The organism is Bradyrhizobium sp. BRP56 (assembly GCF_020194035.1).
GTDB classification, from domain to species: Bacteria; Pseudomonadota; Alphaproteobacteria; order Rhizobiales; family Xanthobacteraceae; genus Bradyrhizobium; species Bradyrhizobium australafricanum.
The window spans coordinates 1-18641 of record NZ_JADYVV010000109.1; the positions used below are offsets into that span (position 1 = coordinate 1).

Genomic DNA, 18641 nt, shown 5'->3' on the forward strand with positions numbered 1-18641 from the left:
GAAGCTTGTGCGCCAGGCTGCAGAGCCCTCCGATCAGCGGGCCGCCTGATCTTCACCCAACGCCATCATAGCGCTCTCGAGACCCGCGCGCATGCTTCGATCGGGCGGCCCTCGTCGTGTGCGTACGGTCAGCCTCATATTGCCTACGTTGCTCTTCGGTATAGACGCGAGCTGGTCCTGCGGCTCCATACTTCCCACCTCGCAGTCCGAGTTCGCGTTGGAGGTTATTGCCGCCATACCGGTTCGTCGCCATCCCACGAAGGTGTGACGGGTAATTGCAGATGCGGCGATCTTCGGTGTTTAGGGATTCTGGATTTGTTGATGCTGGATCATGCCAGCGAGGCGGCTTACTAGCCATCATATCTCCGTTTCGTTGCGAATTGGGTGGTCGGCTGATGTCAGATCAGCCCCAACGGAGGTATTTAGAATTCTGGTGTGGTGGGTCGGCTAAAGTGGGAGCAAAATTAATGCTGCGGTCGAGCGCTGATAGTGTCTTGGGTCTATCCGCGAGCAGGTTGGTCTTTGAAGCGTGGTCCGGTCTGTCCTCCAAAGCGGACTCGCTGGTGGAATTGGGGAGGGTCGGTTAAGGGCCCAATACGCGACGTGGCATCGCGTCAATGAATGAAAGAGGCCGCCAACTGGGCACAGCGGAAGACGACGACCCGACGCGATTCCGGGACAACACTGGGCAGCCCAGACAAAGTTACGCCGCCCGTTTGAAATAAATACGGACGGCGTTTCCTCTAGCCCCGAGAGGGTACGAACAAAATCTCGGATATTGCACTTTTCGGGTTCGATGACCTCTTTACTTGCGGAGCCTGTCCTTCTGTATGGCAGCGGAACCTCTGTCGGTCTGTCTACGCCAGAAGTAATTCAGGACCGCCTTGATTGCCGTATCGGTCTTGTTTGCCCATCGCCTACGAAAATTGACTATTCTGCTTGCGCCGCTTTCCGCATGGAAACGGTAGCGGCCCCTCATGTCGGCGCTCGCAAACCCGGCGACCGCAGCCAGTCGCTCAATTGTGAGCCGGTTTCGGCCAGCCTAGCCCTGCGGATTAGGCGCTGACGCTCGACGCCGGGGGGAGTTCCCCGGGCCTGCTTACGGAGCCGCTCTGCCTGGATACCAAGACGCTGTTCAAGTGATTGAGTGGGTATGAGATGTCGCTTCATGGACATGGCGCACTCCGTTCCGTTAGAGGAAGGCGGGAGCGCGATCGGGCGTTCTCATCACCGATATAAGCCACGGTTCGGGCGGTGATGGGCTCACTGTGTGCCTGTCTGAAGGGAATAGCGAGCTGTTTATTTCAGGCCTTTTGTCGCAGCTCGCGGAACGAATGGCTCGGTATTATTGCGCAATGTCCCAACAGGCCACTCCCGAGCTCAGATTAGGCCATTAGGGGGATAAACAGGCCAGCACCCCAACGCCACAGGACCGGATCACGAAAGACGAACCTTTCCAGACCTATCGTTAGAGCCGGTCCGGTCCGGTCGGGTCCGGATGTCTGGATCGGATCACCACGCGCCGTCTGATCCACGGCCTAATACTCGTCCTTGTCGCTGTGATGAAGATTAAAAGCTCTATCGTACCTGTCGCGGGCTTCGGTACCAACGCTGTATCGGCCGGGCCACCAGGAATGTGGTGGACTGTAGTTGTCGTTCTCAGCGTCTGCCTTGGCTTTTTCGCCCAGCTTCTCGGGCGTCCAAAGGGACATTGATTTATCTTTACCCACATCTTGGTCCCCCAAGTTGATATCTCATCCAAGGCTAACTTCGCGCCTAGCAATTCAAGTTAGGAGACTTAACCCTAGACTGTCGGTTCTCTCTAGATGAACGCGGCGACCAACTGAGAAGCGCAATATCGCACTTTACTCGCTACCATCCTCGACAATGACGTTGCTGCGGCCGATGGCGCCGGCGGCAATTTGAAGCATAGTACCAATCGCCCAACAGCATCCCACCAGAACGCTGAATCCATCCCGCACGGTGTGGTCAAGGACAATGATGCCAACGAACAGAAACACTGCGATCGAGGCAAAGAAAGTTCCGGTCGCGCTGGCCATCGCCGCCGCATCGGCGTCGAAGCTCCATTCTCCCGGTCGTGTGAATTTTACTGTCTGCGCAAGACGGCTAGGCAGATCGATGCCCAAATAGAAGCCAAGGGCTCCGTAAAGCATCATCGACAAGACCATCCATTCAGTTCGAAACAACTCGCTTTCCATGCGCATCAGTCCTACGGCCACGTATAGGCCGCCAGCGCCCCCAACCATGGCAAGTCCGATCCTTTCAAGGATGTGCGCTACTTTGATGAGAGCGGAACGGCCGAGCCACGTGGTAGTGGCGACGTGACCGTACCTCGCCAACTTTTTCTCTCCAAGCGACAAAGCGCTAAGAACAACTGCAATGCTCATTTTCATGGTATTCTTTTCCTGCTTTCGAACGCACGCAGGAACTGCCTGAGCGCATCGTGATGCAATCGAATATCAATTTTCAGGATGATGTGTGCTCACCGACGGCACTGGGCTGCCATTTATTGGAAGCGGAGACTTCGGTGCATCGCCGTTTTGGGGGCAGCTCTCGGACAAGCAATCCGCTCGACCAAGCCAACACACTACGCCGTTTCCATTCCAAAACCTAATGAATAACTTCCGCTTCGGTACAACTCCTCGCGGTACTCGCCGAGTCGGTATTGAAGAAAATGGCAGGACGGATTTGCGTCAACCTTTCGCCCATCGCGTGGATCTTCGGGCCTGAAGGCTCTGGATCGAGACAACCGCGTTTCGTCGCGCGGTGCGGCCAAACGGTTGAGGGTTGAGATGCCGCATCATGCCACGGGCCGGCATGCCGCGCATGAGCCCAACATTCGTACACTTCGGAGAGCGAATGCCGATTGGAATCAGTAAGTGGGGCTGCCAGCTCACGACTGGTTTGGTGGATGACTTGAATAGTAGAAAGAGATCGCTATCCAGGCCTACTTGGCTTCGGTCGGGGGTACGAAGTGGAGAGCCTTTATCCTCGTTGATCAACTCTTGCTCGGCCAAGTGTCAGAACTCTTTCCGCTGGAGCAGCGCTTCGGCTGAGCTGGTCGGGATGCCGGCTCTCTGGAGCTGGAGAATTTCCTTGCGCTGGCGGCTGACCTGCACGCGCATGCGCTCGATCGCCGAACGGAGGAATTCGAGGGTGGGCATTGGTTCGCTCTGAAACTTCCTGGGGATTGTGCCTGAGATTCAACCGCGAGCCTGCGGAGGATGGATCGCAACCACCGCGAGGGGCGCGGCGCTCTCGTTTGGCGTGACGGCTAATTCGGAAGCAGAAGTGCGTGAGGGATTTGAAACGAGCTTGCGCCGCTGGATTGAGATCATAAACGGAGAGGCCGCCAACTGAGGCGGCCTTACTTCGTCTCGGGGTGTAGCACGGCCTTCCTCTCTTCTATTTCAGCCAGCCCGGCCTTTAGGCGATCCGTCGTCAGTGGATCGAAGCGCTGCCCTAGGGCGCGACGGAACATGTCGATCTCTACCTGAAGGTCGTCACACTGCTTGCACATCTGGCGCTCCGCTCTTGCAATAGGCGGGAGCGCTCGGTCTCTCAGCCACCGACGCCTAATGGACAGAGCCTCGGCCGGTGATGGCATACTATGCGCTAGCAGAACAAAAGGTTGCTATGCGAAACTCCGCTCCCCCCAGAAAACCACGGGGCGTCAGCTATGCCACCAGCAGGGCAACCAAGGCCAGCACGGCAAGCGCAGCTGAGACGCACGCAGCGACGGTAATGAGCCTATCCCGTGTCATCCCCGAAGGCTGGCCTTTGCGCTGTTCCGCTCGTTGACTTGGGTCAAGAACGAATGACGCACCATGGAAAAATGATGGGGCCAGAACATCCAATGGGCGTCTCAGTAGTCCTACCGAGAATACCGTCTAACCCTTGGTTGCGATAGGGTTAAACCCAAACTAGGCCACTCGAAATTCCAAAGTAGGCCCCTAGGGAAGGAAACAGGCCAGCACCTGAACGAAAAGAGAACGATGAGTCAAATCCGTCAGAAAGCACGATGGGCCCGCCCTCCGACTAGGTTTCGCAGCCGCTTTTCCGCCTGGTCATTTCGGCTCAACAGCACCGATGACGAGCGGGCCCAGATCATACGCTGTCTGGGATCGAACCAGCGATGCCGGCACTGGACGTTTTCACAAGCGCCGGGAACGCTACTCACGGGGCTCGGGCAGAGACGCGAGAAGGTAGCAAACCGAACTCCGGTCCTTTCGGTTCGTCCCTCGGGTGATTTGCTTCGCCGGTCTCGGCGAAATGCAGGCGTTCAACTTCACTCGGCTGCCGTTATGATCCCGTGCGGACTTGGGACTTTTAGCGCATGGAGATAATCGGCGCTGAACTCGGCCACTGTCTCAAGCTCCTCGCGCCGAAGCACGTAGGCGATTTGTCCGCGCCAATCGAGCAATCCCATCTTTCTCAGTTCCTGAACTGTGCGATTGACATGGACGGTTGAGAGGCCACAGGCATCCGCAAGGTCTTGCTGCGTTAAAGGAAGACGGAAGGTGTCGTTGTCGAGCAAGCCCACCATCTCAAAACGGGTGGCAAGCTCGCAGAACAGATGCGCGATTCTTGGCAGCGCCGCCCTTGAACCCAGGTTTTCGACCCATTCTCGGTAGATCGCTGCATGGATAAGGGTCTCTCGCCAAAATGCGTTTGTAAGCCCCGGAGATTCCCTCAACATCCGCCGGAGGTGCGAATGGGATATGAAGGCCACAGTCGACGTCCCCTCGCTGCGCAGATCGTGATCCAAAACGGGCAGATGCAGCGTGTGGAGGTCAGGTATGTCCCCTGGTACGTAGATGGACGATATTTGATTGCGTTCGGAAACAACCCTTCGACGCGACAGCAATCCAGTCATCACGACGGCACAATGCACGGGCACGTCGCCTTGCCGTGCGATGCGGTCGCCGTCTCCAAACGTTTTGATGATATGAGGCAGCTGTTCGAGCCGGACCTTATCCTGCTCGGACAACTCAACGACGGACAGCAAACGCGCGATCAGCTTGCGGTGCGGCATCGGACACTCCCTCCCTTTGCAGGCGGGAGCACGAGAGTGTCTCTCAGTCACCAGCGCCCACAGAAAAGGCCTTGGCCGATGATGCACAAGCAACGCGGGAAAGGGAACTAAGTTCCCCGCTCTGATGAACCATCTAGTTGCGCGTTCGCACTGCGAGAAAGGTAGGATATCTCGCTGTAACCAGCGGTTCGGCAATCAGCCTAGGCCCAGCCAGTCCCCTCGCTGGGGCCTTTTTGGAACAGGGGGCGACCGGCGCGGTTCTAGTGGGACTACCTTTGATTCACCCAAGTTAATTGACTGACTCACGCTTTGATTCGATCATTCCCTACTGGGCATGTCGGTTTCCATTAAGGACAATTTACTTAGAGCCCAGAGGGGCGCCTAGTTATTGCATCGGCGGCTCGGCAAGGCTGGAAATGAGCAATGGCCTCAGCATCACCTCCAAGGATGCTGGGGCCGTTTCTTTCAGGACAGGCGGTGGCGGCGGACTTCTGCGAGCCTCAATCGTTTCAACAATCCTCGCTTAAGTTAAGCCTGGAACCGCAAATTAGGGCGCTATCACTGACATGCCTACTTTAATGCGGACATTAAGGTCGTGACGCAAGCTCCCTGTATGTTCAGGCTCAGCCACCACGACGGCGTCGAGTACAGCTTGATGGCGTAGTGCTCATCGTAAGCGTCGGCGCTCTGTTTAGCTGAGCCTGTCATCTCATGGATTGATCCAACCGCCTTGGCCTCAGCGTGTACCCCCTCGCTGGGGCCTTTTTTACCAGGCTAAGCGGGCGGCTCTTCATGGTGGCCAGGGAACCGGTTTTGACTTAGTCAGTTGAGGGGGCATGGCCGATGCTGACGGCTTTGGAAAACTGTTCGCTCGCGCCTGGTCCAAGCCATAGCGGGCACGGTCGCGCGTGATGGCGCATTCGCGTCCAATGGAAAATAAGCCAGAACATCTGCTTGGCTCCGGCTGTCCCAGCTACGACGCCCTCAGGAACAAATTAGGACAGTCTGAGTTTCTCGGACGTGATTGGCTGGACCTTTGGTCTGGTGGTTTTGAGGTACTGCTGCTCGGCCCCAGTTTGACGCTGGGGCCGTTTCCTTGAGCGACATGTCGTCACCGGAATTCTACGGAATCCACCTCTACGGCATTGGGCGCTAATTTTGCTCTTGCCGGGGCTAGATTTCATTCCGAAGCAATTTTCAAATTCCGGCAGAGGGGCCGTTTCGCGACACGGCCCCTTTTCATTTTGACCCCTCGCTGGAGCCCATAACGAACGTCCCGCTCTCCTGATACTCGAGCCAGCCCTGATCTTTGGCGTAATGCACGCCGGCCCAGTATTCGGTCGGCCAGCGAGATTCCCCCTCGCGGGGGCCATTTCTTTGAGATCGTGAGCCAGACCAAGCGGCTTCAAACTATCTCGACGGCCGCCTCAATTCCCGGCTCAGCATGGTCGCGGCTGACACGGGAGATTTGGCGAGGCACCACACCCGACACAATGAGCCAAGTATCCGGCTTGGTGCCTTCGCCGATAACCACAGTCGCGTTCTGATCGGCGAGAGCGTGGAGCCTGCGCACCAGATCGCTGACTTTCATTTCGTCGCTCCTAGAGCAGGGCTCAGTTGCCGGCCTTGCTCTTTGTTGTCTCGATGTGCCTTCCGTTCCATCCGTGCGCTCGCACTGTCGTAAATCGCGCGGCGCAGCTCGATGTTTCGTTCATCAAGTGCGTCGGCTAGACCGCGACGCTGAGCGCGTAGGCGCGCGCCTTCTTCGATAGCAAGCTGAGCGCGGGCAAATAGCGGGTCGACCATAATGCACTATGGCATAGTTAAGCCGCTTCGCCCTGTCTTAGGTTAACCCGGTTCCGTCACGCAGAATTGCCTTGCCGTAGCTGCTTTCCTCTTGCGGGAAAGGCTCGTGCGTCTTGCGGCCGATGAACTATCCGGCGGCGGGCTGTCCTTGAGGATTTTTTCCGACTGCCTCACGGTCTCCCGCGATCGGGCGGCGAGCTTTGCATGCAACGTAGTATCGGCATTATAGACGGCGCGATCATCAGCCATGGTTGCTCCCCTCGCTTGATGCAGGCGGGAGCGCGCTCGGTCTCTCAGCCACCGACGCCTAGGGCAGAGCCTTGGCCGGTGATGCTTCATAACGCATAGCGGGCGGGTTTGTTCACTTGTGAACATGGCGGGGACAGTACAGCGCCTTAGCCAAAAGGCCGCAGCCGGAATGAAGACATTCTCCCTGAAATCGCCAAATCCGGTTTGGTAGAGTTTCCCATTGCAGGGGGACTGCGACATTGGGAAGTTTTAGAAAACTTAACGCTGCGCAACTGAGGGCGCTAGAAGCAGCCGAACAGGGCGAGGTCATGAGGAATGTTCCCGGCCTATACCGTCACCGGTCCTGCCGGTAGCAAGGCGATCTGGCGCATGTTCAGGGAAGGATTAATTGCCGATGGGCCGCGCCGCGCTAGAGGGAAAGCCAGTATCCCTATGGTGCTGACGGACGAAGGCCGGATGCTGCTCTTGGCTGCAAGATCGCGCTCATCGTCAATTTAGCTGGCCCGTCGCTGAGGCCGTTTCTTTGGGATAGCGAGACCCGCATGGAGCTGGTGGAAGGAGTCGTCGCGATCGTGGGGGTGCTCAGCGCGGCGGCCGCGGTTGGGACCGCATATTGGTATGTCATGTCAGAACGGCAGAGGCGATAGGCCCAGTAGCTCTTGGTCAGGCGAACAGGTCTTTGCCTGGCTGAAGCATCCTCACGAACGTCCCGCTCTCGTGGTACTCGAGCCAGCCTTTGCCGATCGCGTGCTGTAGCCCAGCCCAATACTCAGCCGGCGTCGCCTTGTCCTGGTAGAGCATCGGATAGTTGATCTTCTCGATGTAGATCCGGCCATCCTGAATCGGCTCGAAGGCGCGGGCGTGCTCCATGATCCGGCGTGCGGCTTTCTCGGCGTCGGAGTAGGGGCGATCACCCACGTCTTTCAATTCTCACCTTGGGTTGCTTGGGCAGCACGTGGGTGATTCTCCATCCATTATAGTCGTAAATCCCAACCCAGTGATGAACAAGCTTTCCGCACTGCCAGCAATTGAAGGTGCCGGATGCATTGGTATGGGTTGCGCTGCGTTCCTGGCTCGCTGAGTAGACGATGCCGCAGCCGATGCAGGTGAAATGAACGGTGACGGGAGGCGTCATAATGCCTCCTAACAATCGAAGCCAGTCAGCGTTCCTCCATCGGCAAAACCGCCCTTGCTCTTCGGAGGAGCTTTCAAGATCAGAGGAGCCCCTAAATGGCCACCGGCCTGCGGAAGAGGAATGGCGACCGTGAAGCATGACACCGACGAAGAGTGCCGCGAACGGTTCCTCTTCGAGTGCTTCAATTGCGGAGACTGCCTGCCGATGGAAGAAAGTTCGCACAATACAAGCTGATAGTCCGAGTGAGATATTCGAACCACATCGTCTGTTGCCCAGGTACCGAATTTAGAAGACGGCGGCTCCATCAACAACGAAGGAGCCCATCATGGCACGAGCTACGATCTCTCTGGTTTCCGTTCAGAAGCCGACCGCGAACACGCCGGTTCTTCAGCGCCGCAACAAGTTCACCGCCAGCATCGAGCAACAGATCACCAAGATCGGACTGTTCAGGGAAGGAAAGCGCATCTCCCGCGAACAGTTCTGGGTCGATGGTGCGGGCGCAATCTTCTTCCAGCTCCGATATGGAAAGCAGCCGTTGGAGCTGGAGAAGGGCAAGAGCACTCTGAAGGCGTCGACGTTTGACGATCTCGTCGAGCAGCTTGATCACATCAAGACGATCACGGTCGCCGGCGGCCTGGACGAGGCACTCTCGGCCTGCGCCAACGCAGTGCGCTCGAACTTTAAGACGGCGAAGGATAAGAAAGCGGGCCGAGGCTAATTCAGCCCGACACTGTCTAACGACAGGTGCTCTGTCTCGTTTACACGAGGCAGCGGCGCCGTTTCGGCGGTGGTTCGGCTAGCTCTTTCGGCCCGACTTCTTGGCAGGCCGTTGAAGGAAGTCGGCCGGCTCAACCTGAAGCACGGTCGACAGCTTCACCAGAATCTCCAGACCGGCCCAAGTCGCTCCTTTCTCCAGTTTACTGATGTAGGTGCGATTGATGTCGGCCTCAAAAGCCAGCGATTCCTGCGAGAATCCTCGTTCTCGCCTGATCCTCCGCAAGTTAGCCGCAACCACCTGGCGCCAATCCATGGGCCAAAATGATCAGGCTGCTGCTTATTGACCCACCGCTTTAAATCGACAAAATGGAAGCTTTAATTAGGGAATTGCCTTATGCCACAGGGAATTTGGACGCGAGAGAACAAGCCGCGGTTGGAGTTCGATCGTGCCTGTAAATGGCTGTTGCTTCCCGGAGTGGTCGTTCAGTGGTTTCTTTACACATTTCCGACTGGCGGCTTTGCCAAGGTTGTGACGGACACGCGGGTCGCCCGAAGTCCCTTGATGACTTATGTCATCAGCGCCGTCTTCTACGTTCTTGCATTGCCTGTAATCGCTCTACTTCTCCTCGCTATGGTCTTCACTCGGTGAATCATGGCGAAGAAACCACCCCGAGAGCCGCTGGGCTGTACGATTGCCACTATCGTCATATTAGGGCTCGCATATTCGCTGCCGTATATCTTCTCCTTCAGTTTCTACGCCTTTCCGATCTTCCTCGGATTTCTCCTGATGCTTTCGGGCTGGCGAGGCCCGCCCGCTTCCGAGCTTATAGACGAGGCTCAAATTGCCGCGGCGATGCGCGATCTCGAAAATGCGAAGAGATCACTCCTCGATGAGATTGCCGGGCTCAAGAATGCCGGCGCCAGGGAGGGCGTACGCTACCTTAAAGCAGAAGATCGCTTCGAGATGAGATCCCGCCGAGGTCAGGAGTTGAACCAAGCTCTCACTAATGCCAGGTCGTCGCTTGCTGCTGTGGTTGCTCAAGTCGAAATGACGCAGCATCCCGAACATCGCGGCGACCATGCACGCCGTTTGGCCATGCGATCTTGGAGACGAGGTCGGGCCTACCGCCTTGCGTTCATCGCTGCATTCGTTGGTTTCGTCGCCTCCTCCACTGTTCTCGTCACTTATGTCTACTACGGCGCTGGCTCCGACTTGCTTGTCTGGAATCCGTTTCCGCAGCTCATAGGGCGTCACGTTGAGTTGGGCTCTATCTTTGGATGGGTACTCGGCTTAACGACCCTCGCGGTCGCTAAACGTCGGCATCGAATCATTGATGAGCGCGAGAGCGACGTTGCAGATCTCGATGTAGACGACCCTGACGATTCTTTCGGATCAGAAGCAGGGGATCAGAATAGAATCGAGAATCAAAACCAAGAGGTCGACGATCCCTACGCTATTCTAAACGTCTCGCGGCAAGCGACGATAAGCGAGATTAAAGCGGCCTACAGGCTTGCAATAGTCAAGTGCCATCCCGACACAGTGGCCGACCGCAGCAAGTCGATCCGCGAAGTTGCCGAAGCCGAGGCTCAACGCGTTAACGCCGCGTATGATGCAATTCGCAACGAGCATGGCTTCAGCTAATCGGTCTGTTCGGGCGAGCCCAACAGAAGGCCAGACCGATGTGCCTGGAATGACGGCCTGACCCAGAAACGTCGGCTCTTCGAAGTACACCGGAATGCCCGGTTCGGTTAGTCTCGGCAGCTCGTAACCTACCTCAGACATATCCGCACGCTCGCGGAGCGTCCATCGCCTGCTTGCGGTGCTACCCCCCGCGCCGGATTGAACCTTCAGCACGGCACCGGTGCCGTGCACTGTGCGGCTATTTCGTGAATCTGGGGCTTGTGCCAAAAGCTGATGCCATTTTCATCGGCGCGAGCCGCTTGGCTGGAAAGCGCCAGCAGAGCGGCAAGCGCCCCAATACTCAAAGGCCACTGCGAAGAAAATCTGCGTCCCAAACTCGGTTTAAGGTACCGCATCGCCGATCCCCGACTCTCGCGATCCCGCCATTGCTCCGGCGAGGTAGAAATTCGGAAAGATAAGCTGACGCCGCCGTGCGTCCATGCGAAATCGTCGTACTTGCGCCCGACCGACGTTATATTGTAAAGGTTGTGTCTAAGCTGCCAGACTCCGCGGTTTTTCATAAGTGTCGGGAAACTCTCGACAAGCAACGGCCGCTGGCTCGATTGCTCTAGATCAATAAGAGAAGGTTGCGCCGCTGCAAACGTGCCATCGCTTCAGATGTTCGGTTGTCATGTTGACTGACTAAGATGTTTAGCCGCGCTCCTCTCCGGCAGCTAGAAAACTGCCGAGAGATTCTTGGGGCGGCGCTCGTAACTTTGAAACTTTGTTCTGCGAGTGGCCCATGCACGACGTTGGCGTTGCGGCAGGCGTACCTTTGTCGGACGGGCCCAGTGCGAGGGGTATGGTCTGGATTCCGGGCGGCACGTTCCGCATGGGCTCCGACAGGCACTATGCCGAAGAGGCGCCGGTCCATCGCGTCTCGGTGAGCGGCTTCTGGATGGACCGGACGCCGGTCACCAATCGCGAATTTCGCAAGTTCGTCAATGCAACAGGCTACGTGACGTCAGCGGAGACGCGGCCTGACCCCAGGGATTATCCGGGTGCGCTGCCACGTATGCTCAAGGCGGGCTCACTGGTTTTCACGCCGCCGAAGCGTCCGGTCGATTTGCGCGACTGGTCGCAATGGTGGAATTTCAAATTTGGCGCCAACTGGCGCCGGCCATATGGCCCCCGCAGTTCGATCAGTGGCCTCGACGATCATCCCGTGGTCCACGTCGCCTATCGCGATGCTGAGGCCTATGCGACATGGGCTGGCAAGGACTTGCCGACCGAAGCTGAATGGGAGTTTGCCGCGCGGGGCGGCTTCGACGACGCCGAGTTCGCCTGGGGCGACGAGCTCATGCCCGGCGGCAGGCCAATGGCGAATACCTGGCAAGGCGCTTTTCCGTACGAAAATCTCAGCAGCGATGGTCACGCGCGCACCTCGCCGGTGATGGCGTTCCCGGTAAATGGCTACGGTCTCCATGACATGATCGGTAACGTCTGGGAGTGGACCGCAGATTGGTGGTCCACCAGACATGAGCCCGATGCGGCCAAGGCGTGTTGCATTCCGGACAATCCACGCGGCGGGCGTGAGCAAGACAGCCACGACCCGTCTCTGCCCAGGATCAAAATTCCCCGCAAGGTTCTCAAAGGCGGCTCGCATCTCTGCGCGCCGAACTACTGCCGTCGCTATCGTCCGGCTGCGCGCCATGCGGAAGCGGTGGATACGTCCACGAGCCACGTTGGTTTTCGATGCGTCATAAGAAAGGGAATAAATGATGAGCGATGAGAAGGATAACACTGCGCGCGACATGAGCCGTCGCAACGTATTGCTCGCGACGACAAGCCTGGCTGCCGCGTCCGCATTGGGCGCCGCCGCATCGGTCGAAAAGGCACTGGCTCAGGCGCAGCAGGCACCGAGTGGCCAGCGGCCCAACATCGTCGTCATCATGGGGGACGATATCGGCATTTGGAATATCGGTGCTTACCATCGCGGCATGATGGCCGGCCGGACGCCGAACCTGGACAAGATCGCCGCAGAAGGCATGCTATTTACCGATTACTACGCCGAGGCGAGTTGCACCGCAGGCCGCGCCAACTTCATCACCGGCGAGCTACCGATCCGCACCGGCATGACAACGGTCGGCCAGGCCGGCGCCCCCACAGGCTTGCCGGCGGAGGCGGTGACCATTGCCACCGCGCTCAAAGGCATGGGCTATGCCACCGGCCAATTCGGCAAGAACCACCTTGGCGACAAGAACGAGTTTCTGCCGACGGTGCACGGCTTCGACGAGTTCTTCGGCTATTTGTATCATCTCGACGCGATGGAAGATCCGGCTCACCCTGCCTATCCGCAGGAGCTGTTGAACCAGGTCGGCCCGCGCAACATGATCCATTCGTGGGCGACCAATGTGGACGATGCCACCGTGGATCCGCGCTGGGGCAAGGTCGGCAAGCAAAGAATTGAGGACGCCGGAACGCTCTATCCCAAGCGGATGGAAACCGTGGACGATGAAATTCGAGACTTTGCGTTGAGTTTCATTGAAAAGGCCAAGGCCGACAACAAGCCGTTCTTCTTGTGGCTCAATCCGACTCGCATGCACATCGTCACGCACTTGTCGCCAAAGTATCAGGCAATGCGCAACTCCAAGAACGGCTGGTCGATTCATGAAGCCGGCATGGCACAGCTTGACGACGATGTCGGCTTGGTCATGCAAAAGCTCAAGGACATGGGCGTGGATGACAACACCATTGTCATCTTCACCACCGATAACGGCACCGAGGTCTTCACTTGGCCGGATGGCGGACAGACACCGTTCGCTCAAAGCAAAGGTACGGTCATGGAAGGCGGCTTTCGCGCGCCCGCGATGATCCGCTGGCCGGGCAAGGTGCCGGCCGGCAAGGTCGAGAACGGCATCATCTCCGGGCTGGACTGGTTCCCGACCTTGCTGGCGGCTGCCGGCAACCCGAACATTGTCGAGGAACTGAAGAAGGGCAAGCAGATCGGGGACCGTACCTACAAGTGCCATCTGGACGGCTATAATCAGATCGACATGATTACCGGCAAGGGGCCGTCGAACCGGCACGAAATCTGGTACTTCGGCGAGAGCGAACTCGGGGCTGTGCGCATCGACGACTACAAGTATCGTTTCATCGACCAACCGGGGGGCTGGCTGGGCGAAAAAAGCAAGGTTGACGTGCCCTACCTGACCAACCTTCGCCTGGATCCGTTCGAGCGAACGGGCTGGCCTGATAGCGGGACCAAACATGGCGCGCAACAGTACTTCGACTGGTTCAAATATGAGTTCTGGCGCTTCGTGTTCGTTCAACAGGAGGTCGAGAAGCTGGCCATGACGGCGGTCGAGTTTCCGCCGATGCAGAAGGGCGCGAGCTTCAACCTCGATTCCGTGAAGGCGAAAATCGAGGCCGCCAGGACCGCAATGGCAAAATAACCTGTATTCATGATCCAGCATGGCGGGCGGCCTAAGAGGCCGCCCCGCGCAGCACGGGGAAACTGTCTCTTCGGCGTGGCGAGGCTGATGATTGCTTATGACCCCACCCGGCAATGCCAGATCAAACCTTCACTGGTGCATAGAGTACTCTGACGGCGGGTGCTCTACCGTTCCATTGCACAACCGAGGTGTACGATGGCAGTGCGCAGGAATTTATCCGGTCTTCTATTTGCATCGCGTCTTGCCATGACTGCGGGAATACGCCGTTAGCCGCATGCAGCCGCAAAGGCCAAACGTCGTTTTCATCCTCGCCGTCCGTCTGGTCTGGAGACCTCTGTCGTTCGGCACGACGAGCTGAGCGGACGCTACCGAATTGTGCTCCCTTTGAGGGGCCGTCAAACATAAACGCTGGCTTATGTTTTAAGCTGGGTGACTTTCTCCGACTACCTACCAATCAACTGACCAAGTCTCTCCCTTTGTGACGGGAGTAGAACTGGCCGATTTAGTGCTCGAGGCCGATTGTTCAAAGGTCGGCTTCCTCCTTCTTGACTTATCGTTCGGGCCGATGAGTTTGACTTTCATCAGTCTGCAATCGTTTCGAAGTTGTATTTTCGGTTCCGGAGGTCGAAGGCCGCTTTGCCGCCCTCCATGATGTGAGTGATGACTTTGCGAATTTCGGGCGTCTCGATCGCGCCATCAACATCGATCTGAATTCGCCCGTCGGTCTGCGCGGTATCGCCAGATTTAAGGGCGACGACTTTATCGGCATCTCCGTTGACCACAATGTTCGGGTTGTGGGTCGTAAAGAGTAACTGGCGGCGGTCTTTCGACTTCCTGATGAGGTTGACGATTTGCATGATAACCCGATTGTCCAAGTCGTCCTCAGGCTGGTCGATAATGAGGGTGCCGGCTGACTGGTTCAGCAGAAGCTCAAGAAGTGCAGAGGCCTGTTGTCCAGGTGAGGCCTTTTCGAACTCGACCGCTCGGCCTTGGTCAACGTAGTTCATGACAATGAAATCGCGCGGAACGGCCGCAAAAATGTCCGACAAGCGATCGTCGTCTAGGTTCTGGTAAACCCGATGGGTCTGCTGGTCCGTTAGGTTGCTCTGTGAAAAAATTAGATCTTTTAGCTTCTTGGCATGGTCGTCGCTAGGCTCGGTGGGAGAGCCGGCCATTACCTTCGCCTTAAAGAGCACCAACAGGGAGGCGCGCACAACAGCCCAAGTCGGGTTCGCGTCGTGTTTGGCCAACTCTCTGATCCAATCCTCGCACTTCGACTCGACGTCGTGGACTCGGGCACTCGCCATGACCTTCATCAAGGCATCAACATACTCTCGAGGCCGCGGATCACGGCGATGACTCGCCTTGAGCATTTTTCCTGATTGGCCCTCGACCTTCATCGCCGCTTCGGTCAGAACCCGGGTCCGCTCGGTCAACAGTTTATCTAGCTCAGCGCAAGAGTCCGCAAAGTTTTTAGGAGCGTCTTTAGTAGCTTCCTCCTGCTCCCCGATTTCAAGTTCTTCGGCTTCAGCCTCTTTCAGCTCCGCGGATAGCTTGGCGCTGTCCTCCAGCAATTGCTTGTGCGCCGACTGGGCTTGAACTGCAGCGTCTAGTTGAATTCTGAACTGGTCCTCGCGGCTGGTGAAAGCAGCAAGTGAATCGACGTACGCTTGCCCCAGTACACGCATGTCGTCCAACGCGGCTTGGACATGTCTGAGGACGTTGTCGCGCGCTGCGGCAACGGCGGCGTCAAGGGCAGCAATTTCGGGAAAGTCCTCCGCGCCCTGAAACGACGCGATTTTGATATTGAGGAAATTCTCCCGAAGAGCGGTTAAGCGGTCTCGGTCGGTGTTCCGCGCTCGGTTAACCTGGCCTTGGTAATTTTTAGTCCGGTCATACACCGCCTTCTTGGCGATAACGTCAAGGGTCTCCCTGCTGACGCCCTCCTTTTCCAACCGAGCGGCGATGGCTGCAATTCGTCGTTTAAGGTCGGCTATGCGCGTCTGGGCTCGCCGTCGCTCAAGCTGGATTTCCCAGTAGGCGGTCTGTTTGCGAAGAGTGGTACCGATCTGCCGTTTGACCCTCTCGATTGAAGTGTCGATATCGCGGCGCTTGTCCAATTGCTCCGCTGCCGCAATGCCCGTGACCTGCTCGGCTGCGTTGGCGCTGTCGTTCATGGTGGTCGACAAGCCCTTCTGCGAGAAAGCGCGGGCAGGAAAGCGCTGCTGGGCGTCCTCGATCGAGAATTCGGTCTCGCTATCGTCCTCGTTTGTGACCGTGATGACGTCGCGATCCTTGGACGTACGGAGCCAAGTCTCGCGAACGCCCTCGCGCTCGATGATAACCTCGACGTATCCATCATCGCCGAGGGTATCGTCGATGAGTTGAGCCTCGCGATCGAAACTGGTGTCGAAAACGTCTATCTCACGCCGCGGAAGGTCTTTCAGCGTTCGGCCTAATCCGAAGCGCAGGTATTCGAGAAGCGCGCTCTTGCCGGAGCCACGTCCGCCGATGATGACGTTGAACCCATCGTTGAACGACATGGTGAAAAGCTCTTCGCCTGTCAAGGTCGACAGAACCCTCAACTCAACGATGCGCTCGGAGGGAATGACGGGTGTGGCGTGAGATATTCGGGCCTCGTCGGCCAACAAGGCTTGTCGCAGCGCCTCGATGGTCTCGTCGCCGAGCTTTATCCAGCATTCGTGGGTGCCGAGCCGGTCCCAGGTGGGCATCTTGTTATCGCCGGTAGCAATGATTGCTCGTCGGCGGGTGCCCCAATCAGATACCTTTCCATATGCTTTATCCTGAGTTCCTCGTTCGAGGTCTGAGAATGGCTTTTCGATGTAAACGCCGTCGCACTGGATCGTTGCGAAGCGATCATGATGGCCGGGCTCATTCAGGCTCTTGTGCGCTGAAGGGTCGCTGAAATGCGGGAGCATGATACAGACGTCGCGAAGCGCCTTGTCGCTGGTGACATCTTCGAAGAGGTCACTGATTGAGATGCCCGCATTTACTGCCTTTGCTGCCTTAGATTCGTTGGCCGGGCTTTGGGTGACGCCCTTCAGCTTTCCGAGAAAATGCGTCCAGATTTCAGGAGGACAGGCGGGATCGAACAGAACAAGGCATTGCGTGTTGTCATTACAGGTGACCTCCACCCCTGGCATGACCAGCGTGAACTTATCGCCGGCCGCAGCCTTCACGACGTAGGGGACGAATGTCATGTCGTGGTGATCGGTAATTGAAACCAGCTCAAGGTTGCGGGTGCGGCACTCCGCAATGAACAAAGCAGCCCAATCGTCCCGCGCTTTCTCGAATTCGGGGGTACCGCCCGGCAAGGATGGCGGTTGCGTCCAACCTTGGTCACGGGGGGAATGGCATTGCAGGTCAGCCTTGCGCCAGACAGCGCCTGGGTGATGTCCTTTTATGAACGTCATAAGCTCCCCCCAAAATGGCAACGCTTGGTGATTGCTGGCAATGACAACCAAAAGTGGAGTGAATTGTCAAACTTCCGGTGATGCGGGCGTAATGCGAGCGTAACCAATAAACTGTCTCGACAGCGTCAGGATTAGTAGCGACCAAACGCGGTAGTAAGCCGCAAGCCAAGATCGAAGGCCTTCAACCAGGATTGGCGGGATATCATGCACGCCCTGGGGCGTCTGAGATCGTGTTGCTCGTGCCAACGCATTCGCTTGGGCGATCGGCCACGGCGGTTGTCTAATTTGAAAGTTTCGTCGAAGAACGCATCCAGGAAATTACTGGACGCAATACCGTGACAAAGTTCATCGCATACTTCCGAGTTTCTACTGAGCGCCAGGGGAAATCTGGGCTCGGATTGGCGGCCCAACAGCGCAAGATTGCTGATTTCGTTGCAGGCGGCGGCACTCTGATCGCCGAATTTTACGACATTCAGTCAGGGCGAGACGACTCGCGCAACGAACTTCAGAAAGCTATCCAGCTTGCCAAACGAGAGAACGCCAAGATCGTCATTGCGCGGCTCGATCGCTTCTCTCGCCGTGTCAGCTTCATCGCCAACATACTTGAACAGGGCATTGGCTTGGTCTGCGCTGAGATGCCTAACGCCACCGATTTCCAGCTGCACATATTTGCTGCTCTTGCGCAGGAGGAACGTAGACTAATCTCCGAACGAACAAAAGCAGCATTGGCCGAAGCGAAGCGTCGAGGCAAAATTCTTGGCTTAAATGGAAGGAATTTGGCCGCGAAGAATCGCAAGGCGGCTAACGAATTTGCATCCCAACTCGTGGAAAAACTGGACGGGAATGTATTGCGGCGTTCTTACAGCGAGATCGCGAGGCACTTGAATGATGAGGGAGTTACAACCGTGACTGGGCGAAAGTTCTATCCGCAGACGGTAAAGAACTATTTGACCAGGTAGGCGTGAATTTGCGCCGTACGCATCCGACGGGCGCCGTCTTGCGTGACGCGAGGTAATTCGCGAAGCGTGTAGCCTTAAGTCTAGCTTTAAGGTCATCAGGCGATGCGGGTCGAGGTTTTGGGCGGGCTGGAGCGGCGGCGGCGCTGGTCGCAGGACGACAAGGCGCGGATTGTCGAGGAGACGTTGGTGCCGGGCGCGAAGGTGACTGA

The 18641-nt window shown here is 57.2% G+C and carries 13 protein-coding genes; 5 read left to right on the forward strand and 8 right to left on the reverse strand.

Annotation, left to right across the window (positions count from 1 at the left end):
* Positions 1–1865: 1865 nt before the first annotated feature.
* The 6 genes from I6F38_RS41300 to I6F38_RS41325 form a co-directional block, all read right to left on the reverse strand.
* Positions 1866–2414 (reverse strand): hypothetical protein, encoded by a 549-nt coding sequence (locus I6F38_RS41300; protein ID WP_225164414.1) that lies wholly within the window; start codon positions 2412–2414, stop codon positions 1866–1868.
* Between the two features lie 627 nt (positions 2415–3041).
* On the reverse strand, positions 3042–3185 hold the full coding sequence (locus tag I6F38_RS41305; RefSeq protein ID WP_225164415.1) for a hypothetical protein: 144 nt from the start codon (positions 3183–3185) through the stop codon (positions 3042–3044).
* A 1124-nt stretch (positions 3186–4309) separates the two neighbouring features.
* Positions 4310–5056 carry a Crp/Fnr family transcriptional regulator gene (locus I6F38_RS41310; RefSeq protein WP_225164416.1) on the reverse strand — a complete coding sequence of 249 codons (747 nt, stop codon included), beginning with the start codon at positions 5054–5056 and terminating at the stop codon, positions 4310–4312.
* 1405 nt (positions 5057–6461) lie between these two features.
* Positions 6462–6647: a hypothetical protein gene (locus I6F38_RS41315; protein WP_225164417.1), complete on the reverse strand. Its 186-nt coding sequence runs from the start codon at positions 6645–6647 to the stop codon at positions 6462–6464.
* Positions 6648–7774: 1127 nt separating this feature from the next.
* Positions 7775–8029, reverse strand: a complete 255-nt coding sequence (locus I6F38_RS41320; protein ID WP_346657174.1) for a hypothetical protein — start codon at positions 8027–8029, stop codon at positions 7775–7777.
* Positions 8022–8246 carry a hypothetical protein gene (locus I6F38_RS41325; RefSeq protein ID WP_225164419.1) on the reverse strand — a complete coding sequence of 75 codons (225 nt, stop codon included), beginning with the start codon at positions 8244–8246 and terminating at the stop codon, positions 8022–8024. Before I6F38_RS41325 ends, I6F38_RS41320 begins: the two co-directional genes overlap by 8 nt.
* Positions 8247–8571: 325 nt before the next feature.
* Between I6F38_RS41325 and I6F38_RS41330 the strand changes: the two genes are divergently transcribed.
* Positions 8572–8964, forward strand: a complete 393-nt coding sequence (locus I6F38_RS41330; RefSeq protein WP_225164420.1) for a hypothetical protein — start codon at positions 8572–8574, stop codon at positions 8962–8964.
* Positions 8965–9042: 78 nt separating this feature from the next.
* On the opposite strand, the gene I6F38_RS41335 is transcribed toward I6F38_RS41330, so the two are convergent.
* Positions 9043–9276, reverse strand: coding sequence for a helix-turn-helix transcriptional regulator (locus tag I6F38_RS41335; RefSeq protein ID WP_225164421.1), 234 nt, complete (start codon positions 9274–9276; stop codon positions 9043–9045).
* 339 nt (positions 9277–9615) lie between these two features.
* Here I6F38_RS41335 and I6F38_RS41340 point away from each other — a divergent pair, with 339 nt between their 5' ends.
* From I6F38_RS41340 to I6F38_RS41350, 3 genes are all read left to right on the forward strand, one after another.
* Positions 9616–10605 carry a J domain-containing protein gene (locus tag I6F38_RS41340; protein ID WP_225164422.1) on the forward strand — a complete coding sequence of 330 codons (990 nt, stop codon included), beginning with the start codon at positions 9616–9618 and terminating at the stop codon, positions 10603–10605.
* Between the two features lie 841 nt (positions 10606–11446).
* Positions 11447–12376 carry a formylglycine-generating enzyme family protein gene (locus I6F38_RS41345; RefSeq protein WP_346657175.1) on the forward strand — a complete coding sequence of 310 codons (930 nt, stop codon included), beginning with the start codon at positions 11447–11449 and terminating at the stop codon, positions 12374–12376.
* Positions 12363–14039 (forward strand): arylsulfatase, encoded by a 1677-nt coding sequence (locus I6F38_RS41350; protein ID WP_225164424.1) that lies wholly within the window; start codon positions 12363–12365, stop codon positions 14037–14039. The genes I6F38_RS41345 and I6F38_RS41350 overlap by 14 nt, the downstream gene beginning before the upstream one ends.
* A gap of 581 nt (positions 14040–14620) precedes the next feature.
* Here the strand turns inward: I6F38_RS41350 and I6F38_RS41355 are convergent.
* Positions 14621–17473, reverse strand: coding sequence for a TrlF family AAA-like ATPase (locus tag I6F38_RS41355; RefSeq protein ID WP_225164425.1), 2853 nt, complete (start codon positions 17471–17473; stop codon positions 14621–14623).
* 335 nt (positions 17474–17808) lie between these two features.
* On the opposite strand from I6F38_RS41355, the gene I6F38_RS41360 reads away from it, so the two are divergent.
* Entirely contained in the window at positions 17809–18432 is a 624-nt protein-coding gene (locus tag I6F38_RS41360; RefSeq protein WP_225164426.1) for a recombinase family protein, read from the forward strand.
* Positions 18433–18641 lie beyond the last annotated feature (209 nt).

What these genes read in the sequence shown, in the direction of transcription:
- I6F38_RS41300 (WP_225164414.1), bottom strand. Translation starts at nt 2,414, where the DNA reads ATGAAAATGAGCATTGCAGTTGTTCTTAGCGCTTTGTCGCTTGGAGAG.
- I6F38_RS41305 (WP_225164415.1), bottom strand. Translation starts at nt 3,185, where the DNA reads ATGCCCACCCTCGAATTCCTCCGTTCGGCGATCGAGCGCATGCGCGTG.
- I6F38_RS41310 (WP_225164416.1), bottom strand. Translation starts at nt 5,056, where the DNA reads ATGCCGCACCGCAAGCTGATCGCGCGTTTGCTGTCCGTCGTTGAGTTG.
- I6F38_RS41315 (WP_225164417.1), bottom strand. Translation starts at nt 6,647, where the DNA reads ATGAAAGTCAGCGATCTGGTGCGCAGGCTCCACGCTCTCGCCGATCAG.
- I6F38_RS41325 (WP_225164419.1), bottom strand. Translation starts at nt 8,246, where the DNA reads ATGACGCCTCCCGTCACCGTTCATTTCACCTGCATCGGCTGCGGCATC.
- I6F38_RS41330 (WP_225164420.1), top strand. Translation starts at nt 8,572, where the DNA reads ATGGCACGAGCTACGATCTCTCTGGTTTCCGTTCAGAAGCCGACCGCG.
- I6F38_RS41335 (WP_225164421.1), bottom strand. Translation starts at nt 9,276, where the DNA reads ATGGATTGGCGCCAGGTGGTTGCGGCTAACTTGCGGAGGATCAGGCGA.
- I6F38_RS41340 (WP_225164422.1), top strand. Translation starts at nt 9,616, where the DNA reads ATGGCGAAGAAACCACCCCGAGAGCCGCTGGGCTGTACGATTGCCACT.
- I6F38_RS41345 (WP_346657175.1), top strand. Translation starts at nt 11,447, where the DNA reads ATGGTCTGGATTCCGGGCGGCACGTTCCGCATGGGCTCCGACAGGCAC.
- I6F38_RS41350 (WP_225164424.1), top strand. Translation starts at nt 12,363, where the DNA reads ATGATGAGCGATGAGAAGGATAACACTGCGCGCGACATGAGCCGTCGC.
- I6F38_RS41355 (WP_225164425.1), bottom strand. Translation starts at nt 17,473, where the DNA reads ATGACGTTCATAAAAGGACATCACCCAGGCGCTGTCTGGCGCAAGGCT.